Raw genomic sequence first — 21,058 nt, forward strand, 5'->3', positions numbered from 1 at the left:
TTATTGAGTTTCCGGCTCAGGTGCCGCAGTTAAAATATTTATCGTAAGCTGATTCGGGAATCAGGTTCAACCGGCTCATGAGCCGGATGGGGCCGCGCAGCAGCTTCAGCAGCGCGTAATTGTTGGGGTAGTCGTGAAAAGTTTTTGCCGGAGCGGCCACAATGGCATCAAACTCGGCCCGCGTGAGCCCCAGACGCTTGATGCAGAGCGCAATCACCGAATCGTCCTCAATGGAGTTGACGCTGGAAATGCGGTGTAGTGCCACCTCGCGGCTCATCTGGCCTGAGCGCACGAGCGCTGAATAGTTGAACAGCCGCCGGTCGATATTGAACTTGATGCGGTTGAGGTAGTAAATCAGGCTCTGATAAAGGTCGTCGGAATAATGCGCGCCGGGGCTTTTCCAAGCCAACTCGCGCACCAGTATTTCGTCAACCTCAGTGCGCACATAGTCAAGGTGATACAATAGCGTTACGGTCTTGATGCGCCGCACGAAGGCATAGTAGAATATCTCTTTGACGCCCAGATTAAAGCCCGGGTCGGCGGGCTGCCAGCGCCGCAGCGGCACCGTGCCAAACTGCTTGTGCACGGCCCGCAGGTAGCGGCCATCCAGAAAATTCCAGCTGAGCGGGGCAATGCCTTCGGTGCGAAACGACTGGCCGATAATCAGGTGCCGGATGCCTTCTTTGGCCGCCACCCCATACAGGGCCGTGGCAATGCCTAGGTCGGTTCCTTCTTCCATATCGGGCACTGAAGCCTTCAGAAAGGCTATTTTCAGGTCTTTCGACTCGCGCCAGTCCGACGTGATGGTGCGCAGTTCCACGCCCAGGCGCTGGCAGGTGCGCACCATGTTTTCGCCGGCCACGGGGTTGCCGAAGCCGTCGTTGAAATGCACTGCCAGCGGGCGCAGCTTCAGCTGCGTGACGCAGTACCAGAGGGTATAGGTGCTGTCGCGGCCGCCGCTCAGGCCCACCACGCAGTCGTAGCGGCGGTTGCGGCCGGCCCGGCGCATTTCATCGGCCTGCTGCCGCACCGTTTCCCGGCCGGTTTCGCCGAGCGGAAAGGCCGTTTCCATCCGGTCGTGGACGTCACAGAAGGAGCAGGTACCCTCCGAATCGAAGGTGATTCCCGGCGCGGTGGTGTCCATCACGCACCGGATACACTGCTGATAATCAGCCGGTGAATTTGTTGCGGTCTGGCAAGTTGGAGAGCGTAATTGTGTTAGCAATGGCGGTGGAGATAAAGGGGCTGCATAAAGAAATTGGGGTGGGCAGCAAGGGCAGATTGTGGGGCACTAGGGGTGGTTGGTAGTTAAATGGAAGGGAAGGATTACGGAAGGAAATAAACGTTTACGGCAGTTGGTCGAAGCGGTAGCCTTTGCGCTGGAGCATCAGGCCAATGTCGGTGCCACGCTCCGGGCGATGCGGCCGGGCGAGGTCGGCCACCACCAACTGCCCGGCAAACTCATTGAAGGCCCACTGCGCCCGCACGCCGTGGGCATCAACGGCCAGCGAGCAGCCCACACTTTTCTTGCCCTCATAGGGCCCGCCCACGATGTAGCCGACGGAGGTAACGCTCACTACCACTACGTTGTAGAGCTGAGCAAGGATTGAAAAAGGCTTCACCCATTTTTCCTGGTAGGGGTCATGCTCCTCGGTGATGGAGTAGTCCACCGTCCACGATGCCGGTGCAATAATGAATTCGGCCCCCATGCGCGCCAGGGTGTGGCCAATGGGCAGCCCGTCGAGATAGTTATCGGCGCAGATATTTACCCCGATTTTACCCAGTGGCGTGTCCACCACATTCAGCGTCTGGCCCACAGCGTAGTAGGGCTGCTCGACGTCCAAGAGGTTTATCTTGTGATATTTAACGATGATGTTGCCCTGCGGGTCGATGAGGATTGCCGCGTTGAAGTTGCGGCCATCGGCCGCGCGCTCGGTGAGGCCGGCGCACACGTAAATCTGGTGGCGGGCCGCCGCCTCGCACAGCATGTCGCTGTACAGGCCGGGAATGGGCTGGGCCTCGTAGAGGGCGCTGGGGTGCGTCCAGGCAAAATCCAGGGTTTCCGGCAGTAGCACCAGCTCGCACTGCTGGGCGGCCGCCTGGGCAATCTGCTCCACGGCCCGGGCGAGGTTGCGGGCAGGCTCGCCGCCTTCTACCAGCAGCTGCCCCAGGCCAATGCGCAGCGTGCCAATCGGGGCCGGCACTTCAGGCAATACGGGGGCCGGAGGTGCAGGTTTGCGAAAAGAAAAGAGCGAAGCCATGAATTATTACGGAGAAGCAGACCGAATCATTCGGAAGGTACAAACGGCGGATTAAACTTTAAGCCCCGAATACTGTCGACGGCGTTCTAAAAAGCAGCTGTTTAATAGGCTTGAATAATGGTATTTTTTAACAATAAAAATATTATAAATAATGGATATTATTGAAATACAGAATGAATGGGGTAGGGCATAATAGCCTTTGGCAAGGCCTCATGTAGGATAGCAGCAGCGATATCAGTCGGTTGTCAGCCCTGAAATTTATGTAGATTAGGTGAAGTCGTTCGGACTTCCGGCCACGTCGTGCGGTGATTGGGGCCGAATGACTTATTGTGCCGCAGTTCTAATGCCTATTTTTGTTGCTTCTGCTACTCGCACAAATCCCCATGTCGCTCGCCACCACCTACTCGCCCACCGACGTTGAAGCCAAATGGTACCAACGCTGGCAGGAGCAGGGCTTTTTCAAAGCCAAACCCAACCCCAAAAAGCAGCCCTACACCGTTGTTATCCCGCCGCCAAACGTGACGGGCGTGCTCCACATGGGGCACATGCTCAACAATACGATTCAGGACGTGCTGGTGCGCCGCGCCCGCATGCAGGGCAAGGAAGCCTGCTGGGTGCCTGGCACCGACCACGCCAGCATCGCCACCGAGGCCAAGGTAGTGGCCTTGCTCAAAGAGCAGGGCATCAGCAAAACCGACCTTACCCGCGAGGAATTCCTGGCCCACGCATTCCAGTGGAAGGACAAGTACGGCGGCATCATTCTGGAGCAGCTCAAGCAGCTTGGCGCCTCCTGCGACTGGGACCGCACCCGCTTCACCATGGAGCCGGATTTGACCGACGCCGTGCTCCGCGTGTTTGTCGACCTGTATAATAAAGGCCTGATTTACCGCGGCGTGCGCATGGTGAACTGGGACCCCGAAGGCCGCACCGCCATCTCCGACGAGGAGGTAATTGCCAAGGACGTGCAGGCCAAGATGTATTACCTGAAGTATGAGATTGTAGCTTCAAGCCTCAAGCCCCAAGCAGCAAGCCCATCCAATGAACAAAGCTTGCAGCCTGAAGCTGACAGCTTGTGGCTCACGGTAGCCACCTCCCGGCCCGAAACCATCATGGCCGACGTGGCTGTGGCCGTGAATCCCAATGACCCGCGCTTCAGCCACCTGGCCGGCGCTAAGCTGCGCATTCCGCTGCTGGGCCGTGAAATCCCGGTGATTTTTGATGAGTACGTATCCATCGACTTCGGTACCGGTGCGCTGAAGGTGACACCGGCTCACGACCTGAACGACTACGAACTGGGCGTGAAGCACAACCTGCCGGTCATCGACATTCTGGCCGATAACGGCACGCTGAACGAGAAGGCCATTCTCTACGTGGGGCAGGACCGTTTTGCCGTGCGCAAGCAAATTGCCAAGGATTTGCAGGAAGCTGGCCTACTCGAGAAAATCGAGGAGTACGCCAGCATCGTGCAAACGTCGGAGCGCACCAAGGCTGTGATTGAGCCCAAGCTCAGCTTGCAGTGGTTCATGAAAATGGAGCACATGGCCAAGCCCGCGCTCGATGCCGTGGAAAACGACACCGTGCGCCTGCACCCGCCCAAGTTCAAGAACATGTACCGGGCCTGGATGGAGAACGTGCGCGACTGGTGCATCTCGCGCCAGCTCTGGTGGGGCCAGCAGATTCCGGCCTACTACCTGCCCGATGGCACCTTCGTAGTAGCCCTCACCGCCGAGGATGCCCTGCAGCAAGCCATTGCGCAGAGCGGCCGGGCCGACCTGCAGCTCAGCGACCTGCGCCAGGACGAGGACGTGCTCGATACCTGGTTTTCGTCGTGGCTGTGGCCCATTTCGGTGTTCGATGGCTTCAAAGACCCCGACAACGCCGACATCAACTATTTCTACCCCACCAACGACCTGGTGACGGGGCCGGACATCCTCTTCTTCTGGGTGGCCCGCATGATTATGGCCGGCATCGAATACCGCCAGGAAGTGCCGTTTAAAAACGTGTACCTCACCGGCATCGTGCGCGATGCGCAGGGCCGCAAGATGAGCAAGCAGCTCGGCAACTCGCCCGACCCGCTCGACCTCATTGCCCAGTACGGCGCCGATGGCGTGCGCACGGGCATGCTGTTTTCGGCCCCAGCCGGCAACGACCTGCTCTACGACGTGAAGCTGGTGGAGCAGGGCCGCAACTTCAGCAACAAGCTCTGGAACGCCTTCCGCTTGGTGAAAGGCTGGGAAGCCGATGCCTCGCTTCCCTTCGTGAATGAGAAGGCAGTGACCTGGTTCAATGCCCGGCTGCAGGCCGCCATTGTCGAAATGGATGACCATTTTGAGAAGTTCCGGATGTCGGATGCGCTCATGACCATCTACAAGCTGGTGTGGGACGATTTCTGCGCCCTGTACCTGGAAATGGTAAAGCCCGCCTACCAGCATCCCATTGATGCCGAAACGCTGCGTCACACCACGGCCTACCTCGAAACGCTGCTCAAGCTGCTGCATCCCTTCATGCCCTTCATCACCGAAGAGCTGTGGCATGAGCTGGCCGAGCGCGGCCCCCGCGACTACGTGACCGTGGCCCCGTGGCCCCGCGCCACCGCCCCCGCCCACAGCGCCGAAACGCTGGCCAGCATGGACAAGGCGCTGGCCATCGTGGCGGGCATCCGCGCCGTGCGCAACCAGAAAAATCTCGGCCCCAATAAGCCGCTGACGCTGGTAGCCAAAACCGACGAGCCGCAATTGGTAACCGACTACGAAGGCATCATTCGCAAGCTGGGCAGCATCACGGAAGTGAGCTTCGCCGATGCCGGCCCCGCCGCCTCGGTAAGCTTCGTGCTCGGCGCCGGCGAGTTCTTCATCCCGCTTGAAGGCCACATCGACATGGCTGCCGAGCGCACCCGCCTCGAAAAAGAGCTGGAATACGCCCAGGGCTTCCGCGACTCGGTGCAGAAGAAGCTCGGCAACGAGAAATTCGCCCAGAACGCCAAGCCCGAAGTATTGGAAAAGGAGCGTCAGAAACTGGCCGATGCCGAAGCCAAAATCGCCGCACTGGAGCAGGCGTTAAAAGGCTTATAAATCTGATTTGACTTAATGTAGAAAAGCCCGCTTCCTTATTCAGGAAGCGGGCTTTTCTACGTGGTTACGGAAGCCTTACTGCGGGATACCGCCGGTTTGCTTTTTCTGTAGCGGAGCGAGTTGGTTTTGAAGCTGGAATGTAACCTTTTCGCAATCGGCAAAGCGCTTTTCAGCTAGTTGCAAAGCTTTTTCGCTGGCTGAAAGCTGCTGGTATAAATAGCCGATTAGGCCCAGCGCCAGTACCAGCGCCCCGAGGAAAACAAGGTTTTTCATCAAAATAAAGGGGTAAAACAGAGCGTCATGCTGAGCGCAGCCGAAGCATCTCGCGTGCAATAGTAATTCAATCGCCAGGATTCACTACCACACGCGAGATGCTTCGGCTGCGCTCAGCATGACGTTTTAATTAATTCAGAAATGCGCTAAATCGCCGTGTTGGGATCGAACTGCTCCAGATAATCGGCCACCTTGCGCACGAACATGCCGCCGAGCGAGCCGTCTACCACACGGTGGTCGTAGCTGTGGCTCAGGAACATGAAGTGGCGGATACCGATGAGGTCGCCCTGCGGCGTCTCAATCACGGCCGGCTTCTTCTTGATGGCGCCCACGGCCATAATGGCCACCTGCGGCTGCATGATGATGGGCGTGCCCATCACGTTGCCGAACGAGCCCACGTTGCTGAGCGTGTAAGTGCCGCCTTCGAGGTCGGCGGGCGTCAGCTTGTTGATGCGGGCGCGAGCGGCCAGGTCGTTCAGCTTTTTGCTCAGGCCATTGAGGTTGAGCTGGTCGGCGTTGTGAATAACCGGTACAATCAGGTTGCCGCTGGGCAGCGCCACGGCCACGCCAATGTTGATGTCGCGCTTCTTGATGATGTAGTCGCCATCAATCGACACGTTAATCAGCGGGAAATCCTGGATGGCGCGGGCCACGGCCTGAATAAAGATGGGCGTGAACGTCAGGTTTTCGCCCTCGCGCTTCTTGTAGGCGTCCTTGTGCTTGTTGCGCCAGTTCACGATGTTCGTCACGTCGGCCTCCACGAAGCTGGTGACGTGGGGCGAAATGCGCACCGAGTCCACCATGCGTTGTGCAATCATCTTGCGCATGCGGTCCATCTCAATCAGCTCCTGGCCACCGCTCACGCTGGGTACCGGCTTCACGCTGGCCGAGGGCGCCGAAGCAACCGGGGCCGGCGCTGGGGTTGCCGGGGCAGCTTGCGGCTGCGGAGCTACGGCCGGAGCCTGCACCGAAGTAGTAGCGGCGGCCGTTCCGGTCAGCGAAGGCTTGCCGGCGGCCACGTAATCGAGAATATCCTTCTTCGTCACGCGGTTCTCTTTGCCGGTGCCGGGCAGATACTCCAGGTCCGTCATGCTCACGCCTTCTTCGCGGGCAATGCTCAGGACCAACGGCGAAAGGAAGCGGCCGGGCTGGTGTTCGGCGCTGGCGGCAGTCTGGGCAGCCTGCGGGTCGTGCGGCTCGGGCAGATATGGCACGGCGCTGCCATTGCTCGAAGGAGCAGGGGCAGCCTGCGGAGCGGCCGGGGCACTGGCTGGGGCAGCGGCACCAGCAGCGGCGGCATCGGTTTCCATCACGGCGATGGGCGCGCCTACGGCCACAACCTGGCCTTCCTGCACCAGAATCTCCGTCAGCACACCGGCGTAGATGGCGGGTACTTCGGTATCAACCTTGTCGGTGGCTACTTCCAGCACTGATTCGTCCTGCTCAATGGAGTCGCCAACTTGTTTGAGCCACTTCAGGACGGTGCCTTCCATGATGCTTTCGCCCATCTTGGGCATCGTCATTTCCACTCGTGCCATAGGTAAGGAGGAATATTTTGGGGTAAGTGAGGGTGGGGTGGGATTTTCGTGCCGCAAAGGTAGCCAGAAAGCCGAACGCCCCCGCCGCACGGCCTCGGCCGGGGCATCGGATAATGGCTTTTAGCGCTGCTAACACCTTCGGAGCAAACCCGAAACGACCATCGACGATATCACCGGACCCTGAATTTAAAGGTGTAATACCCAACTGCCCCGCCCGGTTTTGTCCCAATACGCTCGAACTGGCACCGCAGTAACACCTGCCGGCAAAGTGCTTCCTGCCTGGCCGAAACCGTGCTGCTGACCGGGAGCACCGATTCAATTACGCCCTCGCTATCAATCACAATCTTAAAGCGCACCTCCCCCGACTTATCATCCAATGCGTCCACAACCGGCCGGGTTATAAACCGCCAGCCCGTTGTGTCGAACGCTATACCAGTCGTTGCCGGCCTTAGGTGAACCGATGGTGCCGAGCCAAGTTCCGGCTTCGGGGATGCTTGCGCCAGCGCGCTTCCGAAAGGAAAAAAGGCCAGAAAGGTTAACAGAAAAATGACACGCATAAAGTGGCGTAAATGAATAATGACGAAGGCAATACTTGCTCAAAACTACTGCCTGGCCGCGTTCAGCAATTAACTACGGCTTTCTCAATTATAGTAGTCTCAAAAACAGTAATGCGAAGATTTGACCTCGGCATTAATTCACATTACTCTGCCCGAAAGTATTTGCCGCGCAGGCGGCGGCGGATATCGGCCGGCAGGGGCCAGCCCTGCTCGTACTGACGCACGATTAAGCCCTCGCGGTCAGAGCCGTACCGAAAGGCCTGCCGCAGCCCCACCACCGTCGAAACCACGGTTACCAGCGCATTTAATCCAACTAGCTCATATTCACCCCGCGCCGAGCTGGACACCATCCCGACTATGCTGGCGGCCCCGGTGCCCAGGGCTCCTTCGGCCGAGTGGCGGTGCTTGCGGAAGAGCTGGTGCACGGCAAACGCCGAATCGCGCACCGGGTGGGGCAGCGGGGGAATCGTCTGAGCTGCCCCGTGCCAGGGTAGGGCAACGAGCAGCAGCCCGCCGGTAAAACCAGTAAAACGCATCAGGGTAGAAAGCAAAAGTGGCCACAATTCCCGTTCAGGACTCGTAGCCACCGTAGCAGGTTGCATGGGCGGGGCTTACTCCACCGTGATTTCGGGTAGTCCTTCTTCCGTCAAATCTCCGCCCGTTTCCGCCGCATTTTTCTCAAACTTCGAGAAGCAGATGCTGCGGTTCGACGCAAAGCGGCTGGTCGGGTCGTTGATGATGACGACGTGCTCGAACGTGCCAAATTCCTTGCCCTCGTACATCAGGGTTTTTTTGATGCCTAAACCCGGCTTGTTCACCACATCCACGTAGATGTTGCGGCCCACGCCTTTCGGCCCCGGCTTGGCAAAAAGCACCGTGGTTTCGATGCTGCCGTTGCAGGAATCGGCACAGGAGGTGAGGGAGAGAGGGAGGGCCAGACAGGCTAGTATTTGCCGATAGGAATAAACCATGCGTTAAATCAGGATTGAAAAGGGTCGTAAACGGTCAGATTTGGAATTGAAGCGAAATCGGCCACGTTACGCGTGGCCAGCATCAAATCAAATTCCATAGCAGTGGCTGCAATCAACGAATCACCCAGCGACATGCGCCGTTGCTGCCGCAAGAGAATCGCCGTTTCGATGATATTGGGCGTGACGGGTAAAAGAGTAACAAGCGCAAACAGCGAATTGAAGTAGACTTCATCAGCCGCTTCCAGCTTGTGAAAGCCCAGGGTTTCGACTTTGGAAATAGCCGAAACAAAATTCTGCGTATTCAGCGCCAGCGGGCGTAGAAACTCGTGGGCTTCCATCGCCGAATAAACCAGCAGGTTGCTGTCGAGCAAGTAGGCCATTAGTCGCGGCCCGGTAGTGGGCGGTCGGCCCGGAGTTCGCGCTGCCACGTTACCGGGTCGGTGATGCTGACGCCGCTACCCCCTTTCGCGACGATGCGCAAGTGGTGTTGCCGCTCCTCATCCGACAGCGGAGTAACTGGTATTGTCGCACCCATGCCCAGCGCCTGGGCCAGTTGCAGCAAGCGCAGGTACTGCTGCTCATCGTCAAGCTGAATGGTGTATTTCATGGTGGTAAGATAACATGCCAGGTCAGGTTGCCGTTCGGGCAGGGCGCAAAAAAGGGCCAGTGAAGAAGCTGGCCCTTTTTTGCTTGGTTAAGCTGAAAGCTTAAATCGTCGAGAAATCGAACGAATCCAGGAAGGCCGTCGTGAAATTACCGGCTTTAAAGTTCTCATTATCCATCAGCGCTAGGTGAAAGGGGATGGTCGTTTTCACGCCTTCCACCACAAACTCGCTCAGGGCGCGCTTCATTTTCACGATGCACTCCTCCCGGGTCTGGGCCACGGTGATGAGCTTGGCAATCATCGAATCGTAGTTGGGCGGGATGGTGTAGCCCGCGTACACGTGCGTATCGACGCGCACGCCGTGGCCGCCGGGAATGTGCAGGGTTGTGATTTTGCCGGGAGCCGGGCGGAAATTGTTGCGCGGGTCCTCGGCGTTGATGCGGCACTCCATGGCGTGCATCTTGGGGTAGTAGTTCTTGCCCGAAATCGGGATGCCTGCCGCTACCTTGATTTGCTCCTTGATGAGGTCATAGTTGATGATTTCCTCCGTCACCGGGTGCTCCACCTGAATGCGGGTGTTCATCTCCATGAAGTAGAAATCCCGGTTGGCATCCACCAGAAACTCAATCGTGCCCACGCCTTCGTAGCCAATGGCCGCCGCGCCCGCAATGGCCGCCTTGCCCATTTTCTCACGCAGCGCATCCGTCATGAATGGCGACGGAGCTTCCTCCACCAGTTTCTGGTGGCGGCGCTGGATGCTGCAGTCGCGCTCCGAAAGGTGCGCTACGTGCCCGAACTGGTCGCCCACAATCTGCACCTCAATGTGGCGGGGCTGCACCACGTACTTCTCCAAGTACATGCCATCGTTGCCGAATGCCGCCTTCGATTCCGTGCGCGCATCGTCCCAGGCTTTCTGGAATTCGTCGTCGCCGTGAATGATGCGCATGCCGCGCCCCCCGCCGCCGGCCGTGGCCTTGATGATAACGGGGTACTTGATTTTGTTCGCCAGCTTCTTGCCCTGCTCCACCGATTCGAGCAGGCCCACCGAGCCCGGCACTACCGGCACACCAGCCTTAATCATGGTCGCTTTGGCCGTGGCCTTGTCGCCCATCTGATTAATCATCTCGGGCGAGGCCCCGATGAACTTGATGCCATTCTCGGCGCAGATGCGCGAGAATTCGGCATTCTCCGACAGGAAGCCATAGCCGGGGTGAATGGCGTCGGCATTGGTGATTTCGGCCGCCGCAATCAGGTTGGGCATGCTCAGGTAGGAGAGGGCCGAGGCGGGCGGGCCGATGCACACGGCCTCATCGGCAAACTTTACGTGCAGGCTTTCCTTATCGGCAGTCGAGTACACGGCCACCGTTTTGATGCCCATTTCCTTGCAGGTACGGATAATGCGCAGGGCAATTTCGCCCCGGTTAGCGATGAGTATTTTCTTGAACATTTGGGTGGGGTCTTGGAGACTTAGGGTCTTGGGAACTTAGTTTCTGGCGCAACGAACGTAGCGTTAAGAAAAGGGCTTGGGAACCTGGAAGCCGGTTTTGCGCCATGTGGCGAATAACCGAGTCCCCAAGTTCCCAAGCCCCTAAGCCCCTACTATTCTATCAAAAACAGCGGCTGGTCGTACTCTACGGGCGTGGCATTGTCCACCAGCGCCTTCACGATGCGGCCGCTTTCCTCGGCTTCAATCTCATTAAACAGCTTCATCGCCTCAATGATGCAGATAACCTGGCCCTTCTCTACCATGTCGCCCACTTGCACGAATGCCGGCGAATCGGGGCCGCTGCTGCGGTAGAACGTGCCAATCATGGGAGCCTTCAGCGGCTTGTAGTTGCCGGCGGGCGTTTCGGTAGCAGCCGTGGCGGGAGCGGCAACTGGGGCAGCTGCGGGAGCCGGGGCGGCGGGAGCCGGCGCGTGGGCCATCGGGGCGGCAATCGTCGTCACGTGCTTGGTATTGGGGTCGCGCTGCACCGAGATTTTAAATTCTTCGGTTTCGATGTTGACCTTGTTCAAACCCGATTTAGCGATAAAATCGAGCAGTTCCTGTAATTCTTTGGCTTTCATGGCAGCGTCCTTTTCCTTTTTGGGCGAATTTGACATATGGATAGCTATTGGCCGTACGTTGCTGGCCAATAGCCAGCAACGTACGGCTTGCGGTTACTTCACGCGCTCAACGTAGCTGTAGTCGCTGGTCTTGATGCGGATTTTGGTGTCCACGTCAACAAACAGCGGCACCTGGATGCGGGCACCGGTTTCTACCGTGGCGGGCTTCAGGGTGTTGGTGGCGGTGTCGCCACGCAGGCCGGGCTCGGTGTAGGTCACCACCAGGTCCACGGTAGTGGGCAGCTCGGCCGTCAGGGGCTGCTCGGTTTCGGCGTGCATGAGGATGGTTACCTCCTGGCCTTCCTTCATAATGTCGGCGAAAGGCACCAACGCCTCTTGCAATACTATCTGCTCGAAGGTAGAATTGTCCATGAAGTTGTAGCCGTAGTCGTCCTTAAACAGGAACTGGTGCGGGCGCTGCTCCACGCGGGCGGTTTCCACTTTCACACCGGCGTTGAAGGTGTTGTCGATGGTGCGGCCGGTTTTGATGTTGCGCATTTTGGTGCGCACAAAGGCGGGGCCTTTGCCGGGCTTCACGTGTTGAAACTCGGTGATGACGTGGAGCTCGTTGTTGTAATTGAGCACGAGCCCGTTGCGGAAGTCGGCGGTTGATGCCATGGAATCAGTTAAGAGTTAAAAGTTATGAGTTAAAAGGTTGAGCTTTTACTCAAGGCTTTCAATTTGGGTGGGGTGTTGTTACGAAATGGATGGGACAGACGACAAAATTAAGAGTAAGCCAGCGTTTTAACTCATAACTTTTAACTCTTCACTGCTTTATCGCCATCATACGCCCATTTAATGTATATGGAGCCCCAGGTGAAGCCGCCGCCGAAGGCTGCCAGAATCAAATTATCGCCCCGGCGCAGCTGGCTTTCGTAGTCAGAAAGGCACAGCGGAATAGTGGCGTTGGTGGTGTTGCCGTAGCGGTCGATGTTAAGCATCACCTTCTCCGGGCCTACGCCCATGCGGTTGGCCGTGGCATCGATGATGCGCTTGTTGGCCTGGTGCGGCACCAGAAAAGCCACGTCGTCCTTGCTGAGGTGGTTGCGCTCCATTACCTGGGCGGCCACGTCGGCCATGCTCTTCACGGCAAATTTGAATACCGTGGCGCCCTCCTGGTAGATGTAGTGCTCCTTGGCATCTACCGTAGCGTGCGTTGGGGGGCGGCGGCTGCCGCCGGATTTCTGGTGCAGGTAGGCTTCGCCGCTGCCATCGGTGCGCAGCACCTGGTCGAGAATGCCAAAGCCGTCGGTGCTGGGTTCGAGTAGCACGGCGGCGGCCGCATCGCCAAACAGGATGCAGTTGGCGCGGTCGGTATAGTCCACGATGGCCGACATCTTATCGGCACCCACCACAATAACCTTTTTGTGCGTACCCGCCTGGATGTATTGCGCGCCCGTGGCCAGCGCAAACAGGAAGGTGGAGCACGCCGCGTTCATATCAAAGCTGAAGGCCTTGGTGATGCCCACACCGTTGGAAATAATGTTGGCAGTGGCCGGAAATAGCAGGTCGGGCGTGGTGGTAGCGCAAATCAGCAGCTCCACATCGTCGGGGTTGGTGCCGGTTTTCTCCAACAATCGCTGCACTGCCTTGATGCCCATCACGGAAGTACCCTGGTTTTCACCCTTCAGAATGCGGCGCTCCCGGATGCCCGTGCGCGACATAATCCACTCGTCGTTGGTATCCACCAGCTTTTCAAGCTCGGCATTGGTTAGCACATAGTCGGGCACATAAGAACCCACACCAGTGATGGCGGCAGTAATCTTCATACGGGCAAAAGTAGGCGGGGCAAGCGTAAAATAGGAATGCGGGCGGCGGCGCGGCCGGGTACGGCCACCCAACGCTCCGGCAATGAGCGCCCAAGCATCTAAAAAAAATCCGGCCGAAGCCGGAGGTTTTTCACCGCCGGGAGCCGGGGCTAGGACTTAAAAGTAGCCTTTATTTGGTCAACAATCCCGGAGTCGGCCATATTGAAGCCCTGCACCAGCATGTTGCCGATGGCCAAAGGGGTGCTCCGCCCATGCCCGATGATGGCATTGTCATTAATACCCAGAATAGGCGAGCCGCCCACGGCCTCGTAGTTGAATTTGTCGAAGAACGGGTCGTGAATGTGCTTTTCCTCCATCATCTCATAGATGGATTCGGCCATTTTCAGCAGGATATTGCCCGTAAAGCCGTCGCACACAATCACGTCGGCCTTCTCGTTGAACATGTCGCGGCCTTCCACGTTGCCCACAAAATTGATGTGCGGGTTCACCTTCAGCAGCTGGTGCGCGGCCTGGGTGATGGGCGTACCCTTGCCCTCTTCCTCGCCCAGATTCACGAGGCCTACTTTGGGCTGCTCGATGCCCAGCACGTAGCGCGCATACAGAAAGCCAAGCTCGCCGAACTGCTCCAGCATTTCGGGCTTGCACTCGGCGTTGGCCCCCACATCGAGCAGGATACCGAACTGGCCCGTTAGTTTGGGAACGAAGTTGGCGATGGCGGGGCGAATCACGCCGGGCACGGCCTTCACCGTGAGCATGGCCCCCACAAGCATCGCCCCTGTGTTGCCCGCCGAGCAAAAGGCATCTACTGTGCCCGCGAGGAGCATCTTGTAGCCTACGGCAATGCTCGAATCCTGCTTCTGCTGGAAGGCTTTGGCGGGGTGTTCACCCATGTCGATAACCTGCGAAGCAGGAACGAATTCGAGCGCGGTGCCAGCGGGGCCGGCAGCCTGAAGCAGGGGACGCACGGCGTCTTCCTGGCCGATAAGGACAATGGTGGCCCGGCCGGCGAGTTGCTCGGCAGCCAGAAGGGCACCTGCCACGGCGGCTTGGGGGGCGAAATCGCCGCCCATTGCGTCGAGGGCTATTTTCATGAAAGAGGTGTTTGGAGGGAGGTCAGCGGAAAGCAAAAGTACCAAAAATCCGGCCCCGCTGGCTTAAAAAAGGAGCGAAGCCGGACCATGTGGTGCCGCGAAGTAACAACCAAACGCGCTATTCGTCGTCTTCGGCAACGTCGGCTGCGGGGGCAGCGTTGGTTTTCGTGTAGTTTTTGATGGCCAACTGGCCGTTATGATACAGGTCGCCGTCTACCACGTATGCCTTGTGGCGCAGGTGCAGCTCGCCCGTGTTGGGGCAAAGGGTCACAGCCTTAGGGGTCAGCTTGTAGTGGGTACGACGCTTGTCGCGAACGGCGGTGGAGGTGCGGCGCTTAGGATGTGCCATGGTTTAGTTGAAATTAGGGGATTGAAGTTGCGGTTAACGAGTGGGAAGCGACTCGGGGCACTGACGGATTAATTCAGGTTGCGCAGCGCGGCCCAACGCGGGTCGGCCGGCTCGTCGTCGTCGGGCGCATCATCGGCAGGACGGGTGCTGAAGATGAGCTTGGTCGGCGCGTCGGGGTTTTCGTCGGCCTCGTCCTGGAAGCGCGGGTGCAGCTTCTTCATGGGCAGGGCCAGACCAATGTAATCGTAGAGATGCTGGGCGAGGGGCAGGGTCTGGGTTTCGGGTGTGATTTGCAGCACGTTGTCGTCCAGCTCCTTGGCCTCGTCGCCGAAGCGCACCAGCAGCTGCTCTTCAATGTCCAGCGGCTGGTCGAACTCATCAAGGCTCCGGTCGCAGGTGAGCTGCACGGTGCCGGTGATGTGGAAGTTCAGCGTCATCAGCCGCTCGGTTTTGATGAGCTCCACGTCGGCGTGCAGGTTGCCTTGCTCCACCAGGGGCTGGTCGAATAAGGCGAAGAATTCGGGACCCAGCTCAAACTCAAAGTGGTGCGTTTTCAGCGCCAGTCTGGCTAAGTTGAGGTCGTATATGCTTTCTTTTTTCACGGTCGGCTGGATAGCAGGGGGCAAAAGTAGTGAAAATCCGGCTTTTTGCCAAAAGTTCGGGCCATTTTCCCCATCGTTCAGGCAGTTTTGAGGATGAATTCGGGGCTGATGTGCAGGCGTTCGTAGAGTTTTTTGGCCAGGTCCATGGTCACGCGGCGCTTGCCGCTCAGGATTTGGGAGAGGCGTCCGGGCGGCACTTCGAGCAGGGCGGCGAGCTCCTTTTGCTTGAGGTGCTGCTGCTGGCGCTTTAGCTCAATCATGGCCGGCAGGGTAGTGGGCTTGGGGGGAAGGGGGAAATACTCCATCCGAATCTCATATTCCTCAATGGCTTCCGCCAGCGCCCGGGCCTCGGGCTGAATTTCGGGATGGGCATCGATGCCCTGGGCCTCCAAGGCATCATATCGGCGAAAAGCCTCGCGTAATTCCTCGGCGGTATTAATAATCATAGCTTTATGAATTCAACGGTGGCTGCATCAATGGCGTCGTATTGGCGATGCGTGCCGACGAATTTGATGTAAATGGTTCGGGTAGTGAAAGAAATGGAGGCTATCAGGCGGTAGCGGTTGCCTTTGATATTGAAAACGAAACGCTCGTTGCCCACATGGTCGGCAGTGCGAAACGACTGACGCACGGCAGCACCGTTAGCCCATTCAACAGTTCGCACATGATGATACCATTCTTCTAAAGCCGCTTCGGCATCGGGATGCGCAAGTACAAAAGCACGCAGCACGGCGCGGCTAATAATTACCATGAACGAATTGAAACCAGAAACGCGGCTGTTGCCAGCCGCGTTTCAAAATTAGAAAGAAAATTTCGTTTCCGAGAAGAAACTACCTTGCCGAGCGGGGCTCCGCGTTTTCCCGGCGCTGTTTCCAGATGTCGCAGGCTAGGTACACGGCGGCGCGGAAGGATGATTCGTCGGCTTTGTACTGGCCGGCCAGGCCGTAGGCGGTGCCGTGGTCGGGCGAGGTGCGTACCACGTTTAATCCGGCGGTGAAGTTCACGCCGCGCTCGAAGGCCATGAGTTTGAAGGGAATCAGTCCCTGGTCGTGGTAAAGGGCCAGTGTGGCGTCGAACTGGCGGAACTGCTGGGTGCCGAAGAAGCCATCGGCCGGGAAGGGGCCGAATACGAGGTGGCCGTCGTGGGCGAACTGCTGGATTACGGGGGAAACGGTATCGCCTTCCTCCTTGCCCAACAGGCCGTTTTCGCCGGCGTGGGGATTGAGGCCGAGCACGGCAATGCGCGGCTTGAGGATGCCAAAATCGTTCTTGAGCGACTTGAGCAGCAGCGTTATTTTGGTGCGTAGCAGCTCGGCGGTGAGCTTAGCGGGCACGTCTTTGAGGGGAATGTGGCCGGTGACGGTGGCAATGCGCAGGGCGGCATCCTCGTCTACCAGAAACATGAGGCTCTCGGGAGCTTCGAAGAAGCTGGTGAGAAACTCGGTGTGGCCGGGGTAGCGGAAGTTGTCGGCCTGGGTGTTGTCTTTGCTGATGGGGGCCGTCACGATGCCGTCGAGCTTGCCGGCCTTAAGGTCGCGGGCGGCGGCGAGGAGGCTTTCGCGGGCGGCCGCACCGGTGGCGGGGGAGGGCTGGCCGGGCGCGAGGGCGAAATCTTCGTCCCAGCAGGTCACGGCATTAAGACGGCCAGGGGCGGTGTCGGCCACGTCGCGCAGCTGGCGAAACTGCAGATGCTCGGAATCGGCGGGAGTGGGGAAGTCGTCGAACAGCGCCGTAGCCGTACCGTAGATGACGGGCGTGCAGATTTTGAGCAGGCGCTCATCGAGCAGGGTTTTGTAGATGACTTCGGGGCCGATGCCGGCGAGGTCGCCCACGGAAAAGCCGAGGCGGGGAAGGTTGTGGGGCATATACAGTGTGCGGTAAGCTTTAGCTTGCCGTTGAATATCGAAGGGGGAGGGCAGGAGCGAAATACGGCAAGCTAAAGCTTACCGCACAAACCCCGTTAGGAACTCATACAGCAGGCGTACGCCGGTGCCGGTGCCGCCTTTGCCCCGGTAGCTTTCGGCGGCCGTCAGGTACGCGGGGCCGGCGATGTCGAGGTGAATCCAGGGGTAGCCGACGGCGAAACGCTCCAGGAACTTGGCGGCCGAGATGTGGCCGGCTTCGCCCTTGCCCAGGTTGCTGAGGTCGGCGATGTCAGATTTGATGTGGTCGGCGTACTCGTCCCAGAGGGGGAATTCTACCAGGCGCTCGTGCACGGCGTAGCCTGCTTCGCTGAGCTTTTGCAGGGTGGCGGGTTCGGCGGTGCCCATTGAAGCTGACGCTTCGGTGGCGAGGGCGCGTACGGCGGCCCCGGTGAGGGTGGCGAGGTCGATAACCAGCTCGGGGTCGTAGCGCTTGGCGAAGCTGAGGGCATCGGCGAGGAGCAGGCGGCCTTCGGCATCGGTGTTTTTTACTTCGACGGTGAGGCCGGAGTGCATCGTGATGACATCGCCGGGGGCGTAGGCTAGGCCGCCGGGGCGGTTGTCGGTGGCGGGCACCAGACCGATGACGTACAATGGCACCTGGTTTTTGGCGAGGGCGAAAAGGGTGCCGGCCACGGCCGCGCCGCCGGCCATGTCGCACTTCATCATGTCCATGCTGTTGGGCGTGGGCTTGAGGCTGAGGCCGCCGGTATCGAACACCACGCCTTTGCCTACGAGGACGTAAGGCTTCTCGTTCTGGGCGTTTTCGGGCTTGTACTCGAGGATGCTGAAGGTGGGCGGCTCGGGCGAGCCGAGGTTGACGGCGAGCAGGCCGCCCATGCGCAGGGCTTCAATTTTGGCCAGGTCGAGGATGTCGGTGGTGTAGCCGGCTTCGTCGCCGGCCTGGGCCATGCGCTCAGCAAACTGCACGGCATTCAGTTTATTGAGCGGGGCGTTGACGAGGTCGCGGGCCAGCAGCACTCCTTGCAGCAGGCCATCGAGCTCGTGAATCTGGGCCGCAGTGGCGGATTTATCGACTAGGTAAACTTCTTTCAGCTCCGGGGCTTTGCGCGACTTCTCGTCGGTTTTGTAGCCTTCGAACTGGTAGGCGGTCAGGGCCAGGCCTTCGGCTAGTAGTAGCGCGGCGTTGGCGGTGGCGCTGAGGTTGTCGATGAATACTTCGGCTACTTTTTCGGCTTTCAACTGGCCGTGCAGGGTGTGGCCGGCGCGGCGCAGCTGCTCGGCAACCTGGGCGGTAGTGGGCTTATCGGCGAGCACCACGAAGTAGTGGTGGTGGCTGAAATGGTTGAGGTGAACGAGTTTCTGGTCGTTGGCCAGGGCGGCCTCCACGTACTGGAGGGCGGCGGTGGGCAAGTCGCCGGCAGCGGCTTTGGGCAGGGTGGTGGTGCCAGTGGGCAGGATGAAAACCTGCGTGGACTGGGCCGGCGCGGCGGCCGCGTGAGCGAGGGCTAAGAACATAAGCGGGGATGAAGGCCGTAGATTTGAGGCCGCAAGGTAGAGGTGAGGTGGTGAAATGGTGAGGTGGTGAGTTTGATGGCTCATGGCCCCGGCCGCCGAACCGCACTCACCACTTCACCATTTCACCACCTCACCACTGCTCCCGTGAATACCGTTCGCCCCAAAAAGCACCTGGGCCAGCACTTTCTGGCCGACCCGAATATTGCCCGCAACATCGTGGGCGCGCTGCAACTGCCCGACGAGGTGAAAGAAGTCCTCGAAATCGGGCCCGGCATGGGCGTGCTCACGCAATACCTGCTCCAGAACCCGGCCTACCAGACCAGCGTGGTCGAGATTGATACCGAGTCGGTGGCTTACCTGAAGGTGCATTACCCGGCCCTGGCCGACCGCATTTACGCTACCGACTTCCTGAAGCAGAGCCTGGCCACGATGTTTCCGGACCAGCCGCTGGCCATCATCGGCAACTTCCCCTACAACATCAGCAGCCAGATTTTCTTTGCTGTGCTCAGCAACCGCCAGCAGGTGCGCGAGGTGGTGGGCATGATTCAAAAGGAAGTGGCCCAGCGCCTGGCCGAGCCGCCCGGCTCGAAAACCTACGGCATATTGAGCGTGCTGTTGCAGGCTTTTTATAAGATTGAATACCTGTTTACGGTGCCGCCGCACGTCTTTAACCCGCCCCCCAAGGTGGAGTCGGCCGTGGTGCGCCTCACGCGCAACGACACGCTGCAGCTGGACTGCGATGAAAAGCTGTTTTTCCGGGTGGTGAAGCAGGCATTCCAGACGCGCCGCAAGACGCTGCGCAACGCGCTTAAGCTATTTGGTATGCCGGCCGAAGCTACTACCGACCCCATTTTTGAGAAGCGCGCTGAGCAGTTGGGCGTGGCCGAATTCGTGAAATTGACACGGCACGTAGGCCAGCATATGGCGGGCGGGGCAGCTTTGCCGGACTTGGATATCAATGATGTGGTTGAGTAGCGGTGATTTGACTTAACTCATTGAAAATAATGTTTTAAGGCCTGTGTATATGCCCTTGGTCCGGAAATTATTAGTTGGAGTACTAGTAGCTTTTTGCAGCTGGTATTTAATTTCAGACTATTTTTTTGATGAGGACAATATCACGCACATTGTTGGCAGGTATTATACCGCTACCTACGATGAAGGCGTTGCCTTGCATTGGTATGAGGATGTCGATAAGCCTTATGGCAAACCATTGCTAGACAATGTTTTTGCCACGCAGTTGGGGCATAATTACTTGATTGTACGAGTTGGTGCAGACGTTTATTTCATGTTTCCAATAGCCGCGACAACCATACAGATGGCTCAACAAGGTAAAATTGGTCCTCTTCAAAAATCTGAAATGAACAATAAGCTACTTCAGCTATATGGTGACACATTGCTTAATAAAACGGGACCCTTTTAAGGTCATTTCCCAATGAGCCTCTGCCTAGTTATCGACGAGATGCACCCATCGCTGCCCGCTATGCTTGAAAGCATCGGCATCGAGATGGATTACCAACCCACTCTCACTGCCGCCGAGGTGCCTGCCGCGCTGTCCGCCCAGCCCTACGAGGGCCTGGTGGTGCGCAGCAAGCTGCGCGTGACAGCCGATTTGCTGGCCCACGGCCCGCAGCTGCGCTACGTGGCCCGCGCCGGGGCCGGCACCGATAACATCGATACGGCCGCGATGGCGGCGGCTGGCGTAATGCTGCTGAACGCGCCCGAGGGCAACCGCGACGCGGTGGGCGAGTTTGCCGTGGGCCTGCTGCTGGGCCTGTTGCGCCATATTCCGAGCGCCGACTACGAAGTGCGTCAGGGCTTATGGCAGCGCGAGGCCAACCGGGGTACCGAAATCGGAGGCAAAACCATTGGGCTGCTGGGCTATGGGCACATGGGCCGGGCCTTTGCGCAACGACTACGGGCGTTTGGCTGCACGGTACGGGCGCATGATAGCAACCCGGCCGTGACCACCGACGGCCATGCCGAACTGGTGCCGCTGGCCGAACTGCAGGCCTGCGCCGACGTGCTCAGCCTTCACATCCCTTACTCGGCGGCCAACCACCATTTTGTAAACGAGGCGCTACTGGTGGGTTTCAAAAAACCAATCTGGGTGATGAATACCGCCCGGGGCGAGGTCGTGGACCAGGCCGCGCTGGTGCAGGCCCTGCGGGTGGGCACGGTGCGCGGTGCCGCGCTGGATGTACTCGACAATGAGAAGCTCCAGACCCTCAGCCCGGCTCAGCAGGCCTCGTTCGATTTCCTAAGAACTGCTCCGAATGTGGTGCTCACGCCGCACGTAGGCGGCTGGAGCTTCGAGAGCTATGCCCGCATCAATGAAGTGCTGGTGGAGAAAATTCGGGCTTTTCGGGCCGGGGCGTTGGGGGCAAATGCCGGGGGCTAATTCGTTTTGCGTATCTTTGCCAGGAACCTAAGAAGGGAGAACGGTTGGCAGTGCCAGCCGTTCTCCT

23 protein-coding genes are annotated in these 21,058 nt (G+C 58.7%); 4 read left to right on the plus strand and 19 right to left on the minus strand.

Going from position 1 to position 21,058, the window contains the following annotated elements:
• Positions 1-16: 16 nt before the first annotated feature.
• Positions 17-1,144, minus strand: coding sequence for an adenine nucleotide alpha hydrolase family protein (locus tag HBN54_RS16375; protein ID WP_168674293.1), 1,128 nt, complete (start codon positions 1,142-1,144; stop codon positions 17-19).
• Positions 1,145-1,346: 202 nt separating this feature from the next.
• Entirely contained in the window at positions 1,347-2,261 is a 915-nt protein-coding gene (locus tag HBN54_RS16380; protein WP_168674294.1) for a carbon-nitrogen hydrolase family protein, read from the minus strand.
• Between the two features lie 383 nt (positions 2,262-2,644).
• On the opposite strand from HBN54_RS16380, the gene HBN54_RS16385 reads away from it, so the two are divergent.
• A complete protein-coding gene (locus HBN54_RS16385; RefSeq protein WP_168674295.1) occupies positions 2,645-5,332 on the plus strand; it encodes a valine--tRNA ligase in 2,688 nt (895 codons plus the stop codon).
• 75 nt (positions 5,333-5,407) lie between these two features.
• On the opposite strand, the gene HBN54_RS16390 is transcribed toward HBN54_RS16385, so the two are convergent.
• The 17 genes from HBN54_RS16390 to HBN54_RS16470 form a co-directional block, all read right to left on the minus strand.
• Positions 5,408-5,605, minus strand: coding sequence for a hypothetical protein (locus tag HBN54_RS16390; RefSeq protein ID WP_168674296.1), 198 nt, complete (start codon positions 5,603-5,605; stop codon positions 5,408-5,410).
• 146 nt (positions 5,606-5,751) lie between these two features.
• Entirely contained in the window at positions 5,752-7,143 is a 1,392-nt protein-coding gene (locus HBN54_RS16395; RefSeq protein WP_168674297.1) for a dihydrolipoamide acetyltransferase family protein, read from the minus strand.
• 700 nt (positions 7,144-7,843) lie between these two features.
• Complete coding sequence (locus tag HBN54_RS16400) at positions 7,844-8,236, minus strand: hypothetical protein (RefSeq protein ID WP_168674298.1); 393 nt, start codon at positions 8,234-8,236, stop codon at positions 7,844-7,846.
• Between the two features lie 75 nt (positions 8,237-8,311).
• Positions 8,312-8,671, minus strand: coding sequence for a hypothetical protein (locus HBN54_RS16405; RefSeq protein WP_168674299.1), 360 nt, complete (start codon positions 8,669-8,671; stop codon positions 8,312-8,314).
• Between the two features lie 8 nt (positions 8,672-8,679).
• Positions 8,680-9,051: a type II toxin-antitoxin system VapC family toxin gene (locus tag HBN54_RS16410; protein WP_168674300.1), complete on the minus strand. Its 372-nt coding sequence runs from the start codon at positions 9,049-9,051 to the stop codon at positions 8,680-8,682.
• On the minus strand, positions 9,051-9,278 hold the full coding sequence (locus HBN54_RS16415; protein ID WP_168674301.1) for a hypothetical protein: 228 nt from the start codon (positions 9,276-9,278) through the stop codon (positions 9,051-9,053). Before HBN54_RS16415 ends, HBN54_RS16410 begins: the two co-directional genes overlap by 1 nt.
• 100 nt (positions 9,279-9,378) lie before the next feature.
• Entirely contained in the window at positions 9,379-10,722 is a 1,344-nt protein-coding gene (gene accC, locus HBN54_RS16420) for an acetyl-CoA carboxylase biotin carboxylase subunit (protein WP_168674302.1), read from the minus strand.
• Between the two features lie 152 nt (positions 10,723-10,874).
• Entirely contained in the window at positions 10,875-11,342 is a 468-nt protein-coding gene (accB, locus tag HBN54_RS16425; RefSeq protein ID WP_168674331.1) for an acetyl-CoA carboxylase biotin carboxyl carrier protein, read from the minus strand.
• A 93-nt stretch (positions 11,343-11,435) separates the two neighbouring features.
• Positions 11,436-11,999 carry an elongation factor P gene (efp, locus tag HBN54_RS16430; protein WP_168674303.1) on the minus strand — a complete coding sequence of 188 codons (564 nt, stop codon included), beginning with the start codon at positions 11,997-11,999 and terminating at the stop codon, positions 11,436-11,438.
• A 140-nt stretch (positions 12,000-12,139) separates the two neighbouring features.
• Positions 12,140-13,150, minus strand: a complete 1,011-nt coding sequence (locus HBN54_RS16435) for a beta-ketoacyl-ACP synthase III (protein WP_168674304.1) — start codon at positions 13,148-13,150, stop codon at positions 12,140-12,142.
• Positions 13,151-13,299: 149 nt separating this feature from the next.
• The gene (plsX, locus tag HBN54_RS16440) at positions 13,300-14,241 is read right to left on the minus strand and encodes a phosphate acyltransferase PlsX (RefSeq protein WP_168674305.1); all 942 of its coding nucleotides are present in this window, start codon (positions 14,239-14,241) and stop codon (positions 13,300-13,302) included.
• Between the two features lie 118 nt (positions 14,242-14,359).
• Positions 14,360-14,590 carry a 50S ribosomal protein L32 gene (gene rpmF / locus HBN54_RS16445; protein ID WP_168674306.1) on the minus strand — a complete coding sequence of 77 codons (231 nt, stop codon included), beginning with the start codon at positions 14,588-14,590 and terminating at the stop codon, positions 14,360-14,362.
• Positions 14,591-14,658: 68 nt separating this feature from the next.
• On the minus strand, positions 14,659-15,192 hold the full coding sequence (locus tag HBN54_RS16450; protein ID WP_168674307.1) for a YceD family protein: 534 nt from the start codon (positions 15,190-15,192) through the stop codon (positions 14,659-14,661).
• 77 nt (positions 15,193-15,269) lie between these two features.
• Entirely contained in the window at positions 15,270-15,638 is a 369-nt protein-coding gene (locus tag HBN54_RS16455) for a helix-turn-helix domain-containing protein (protein ID WP_168674308.1), read from the minus strand.
• Positions 15,635-15,943, minus strand: coding sequence for a type II toxin-antitoxin system HigB family toxin (locus HBN54_RS16460; RefSeq protein ID WP_168674309.1), 309 nt, complete (start codon positions 15,941-15,943; stop codon positions 15,635-15,637). The genes HBN54_RS16455 and HBN54_RS16460 overlap by 4 nt, the downstream gene beginning before the upstream one ends.
• Before the next feature lie 79 nt (positions 15,944-16,022).
• A complete protein-coding gene (gene pdxA, locus HBN54_RS16465) occupies positions 16,023-17,057 on the minus strand; it encodes a 4-hydroxythreonine-4-phosphate dehydrogenase PdxA (RefSeq protein ID WP_168674310.1) in 1,035 nt (344 codons plus the stop codon).
• Between the two features lie 78 nt (positions 17,058-17,135).
• On the minus strand, positions 17,136-18,593 hold the full coding sequence (locus HBN54_RS16470; protein WP_168674311.1) for a leucyl aminopeptidase family protein: 1,458 nt from the start codon (positions 18,591-18,593) through the stop codon (positions 17,136-17,138).
• Positions 18,594-18,737: 144 nt separating this feature from the next.
• Here HBN54_RS16470 and rsmA point away from each other — a divergent pair, with 144 nt between their 5' ends.
• Genes rsmA through HBN54_RS16485 form a run of 3 tightly spaced genes read left to right on the plus strand, consistent with a single transcriptional unit; the run spans position 18,738 to position 20,991 of the window.
• The gene (gene rsmA / locus HBN54_RS16475; protein ID WP_168674312.1) at positions 18,738-19,568 is read left to right on the plus strand and encodes a 16S rRNA (adenine(1518)-N(6)/adenine(1519)-N(6))-dimethyltransferase RsmA; all 831 of its coding nucleotides are present in this window, start codon (positions 18,738-18,740) and stop codon (positions 19,566-19,568) included.
• A 43-nt stretch (positions 19,569-19,611) separates the two neighbouring features.
• Positions 19,612-20,013, plus strand: coding sequence for a hypothetical protein (locus HBN54_RS16480; RefSeq protein WP_168674313.1), 402 nt, complete (start codon positions 19,612-19,614; stop codon positions 20,011-20,013).
• Positions 20,014-20,025: 12 nt separating this feature from the next.
• Complete coding sequence (locus HBN54_RS16485) at positions 20,026-20,991, plus strand: NAD(P)-dependent oxidoreductase (protein ID WP_168674314.1); 966 nt, start codon at positions 20,026-20,028, stop codon at positions 20,989-20,991.
• The last annotated feature ends 67 nt before the right edge of the window (positions 20,992-21,058 follow it).

Source organism: Hymenobacter artigasi (assembly GCF_012275535.1).
GTDB lineage: Bacteria > Bacteroidota > Bacteroidia > Cytophagales > Hymenobacteraceae > Hymenobacter > Hymenobacter artigasi.

Excerpts from the sequence above, each read along its gene's own strand:
- HBN54_RS16390 (WP_168674296.1), bottom strand. The coding sequence starts at position 5,605 with ATGAAAAACCTTGTTTTCCTCGGGGCGCTGGTACTGGCGCTGGGCCTA.
- accC (WP_168674302.1), bottom strand. The coding sequence starts at position 10,722 with ATGTTCAAGAAAATACTCATCGCTAACCGGGGCGAAATTGCCCTGCGC.
- HBN54_RS16410 (WP_168674300.1), bottom strand. The coding sequence starts at position 9,051 with ATGGCCTACTTGCTCGACAGCAACCTGCTGGTTTATTCGGCGATGGAA.
- efp (WP_168674303.1), bottom strand. The coding sequence starts at position 11,999 with ATGGCATCAACCGCCGACTTCCGCAACGGGCTCGTGCTCAATTACAAC.
- HBN54_RS16470 (WP_168674311.1), bottom strand. The coding sequence starts at position 18,593 with ATGTTCTTAGCCCTCGCTCACGCGGCCGCCGCGCCGGCCCAGTCCACG.
- HBN54_RS16485 (WP_168674314.1), top strand. The coding sequence starts at position 20,026 with ATGAGCCTCTGCCTAGTTATCGACGAGATGCACCCATCGCTGCCCGCT.
- HBN54_RS16400 (WP_168674298.1), bottom strand. The coding sequence starts at position 8,236 with ATGCGTTTTACTGGTTTTACCGGCGGGCTGCTGCTCGTTGCCCTACCC.
- plsX (WP_168674305.1), bottom strand. The coding sequence starts at position 14,241 with ATGAAAATAGCCCTCGACGCAATGGGCGGCGATTTCGCCCCCCAAGCC.
- rpmF (WP_168674306.1), bottom strand. The coding sequence starts at position 14,590 with ATGGCACATCCTAAGCGCCGCACCTCCACCGCCGTTCGCGACAAGCGT.
- HBN54_RS16385 (WP_168674295.1), top strand. The coding sequence starts at position 2,645 with ATGTCGCTCGCCACCACCTACTCGCCCACCGACGTTGAAGCCAAATGG.
- pdxA (WP_168674310.1), bottom strand. The coding sequence starts at position 17,057 with ATGCCCCACAACCTTCCCCGCCTCGGCTTTTCCGTGGGCGACCTCGCC.
- HBN54_RS16405 (WP_168674299.1), bottom strand. The coding sequence starts at position 8,671 with ATGGTTTATTCCTATCGGCAAATACTAGCCTGTCTGGCCCTCCCTCTC.
- HBN54_RS16395 (WP_168674297.1), bottom strand. The coding sequence starts at position 7,143 with ATGGCACGAGTGGAAATGACGATGCCCAAGATGGGCGAAAGCATCATG.
- HBN54_RS16455 (WP_168674308.1), bottom strand. The coding sequence starts at position 15,638 with ATGATTATTAATACCGCCGAGGAATTACGCGAGGCTTTTCGCCGATAT.
- HBN54_RS16415 (WP_168674301.1), bottom strand. The coding sequence starts at position 9,278 with ATGAAATACACCATTCAGCTTGACGATGAGCAGCAGTACCTGCGCTTG.
- HBN54_RS16435 (WP_168674304.1), bottom strand. The coding sequence starts at position 13,150 with ATGAAGATTACTGCCGCCATCACTGGTGTGGGTTCTTATGTGCCCGAC.
- HBN54_RS16460 (WP_168674309.1), bottom strand. The coding sequence starts at position 15,943 with ATGGTAATTATTAGCCGCGCCGTGCTGCGTGCTTTTGTACTTGCGCAT.
- HBN54_RS16380 (WP_168674294.1), bottom strand. The coding sequence starts at position 2,261 with ATGGCTTCGCTCTTTTCTTTTCGCAAACCTGCACCTCCGGCCCCCGTA.
- accB (WP_168674331.1), bottom strand. The coding sequence starts at position 11,342 with ATGAAAGCCAAAGAATTACAGGAACTGCTCGATTTTATCGCTAAATCG.
- HBN54_RS16375 (WP_168674293.1), bottom strand. The coding sequence starts at position 1,144 with ATGGACACCACCGCGCCGGGAATCACCTTCGATTCGGAGGGTACCTGC.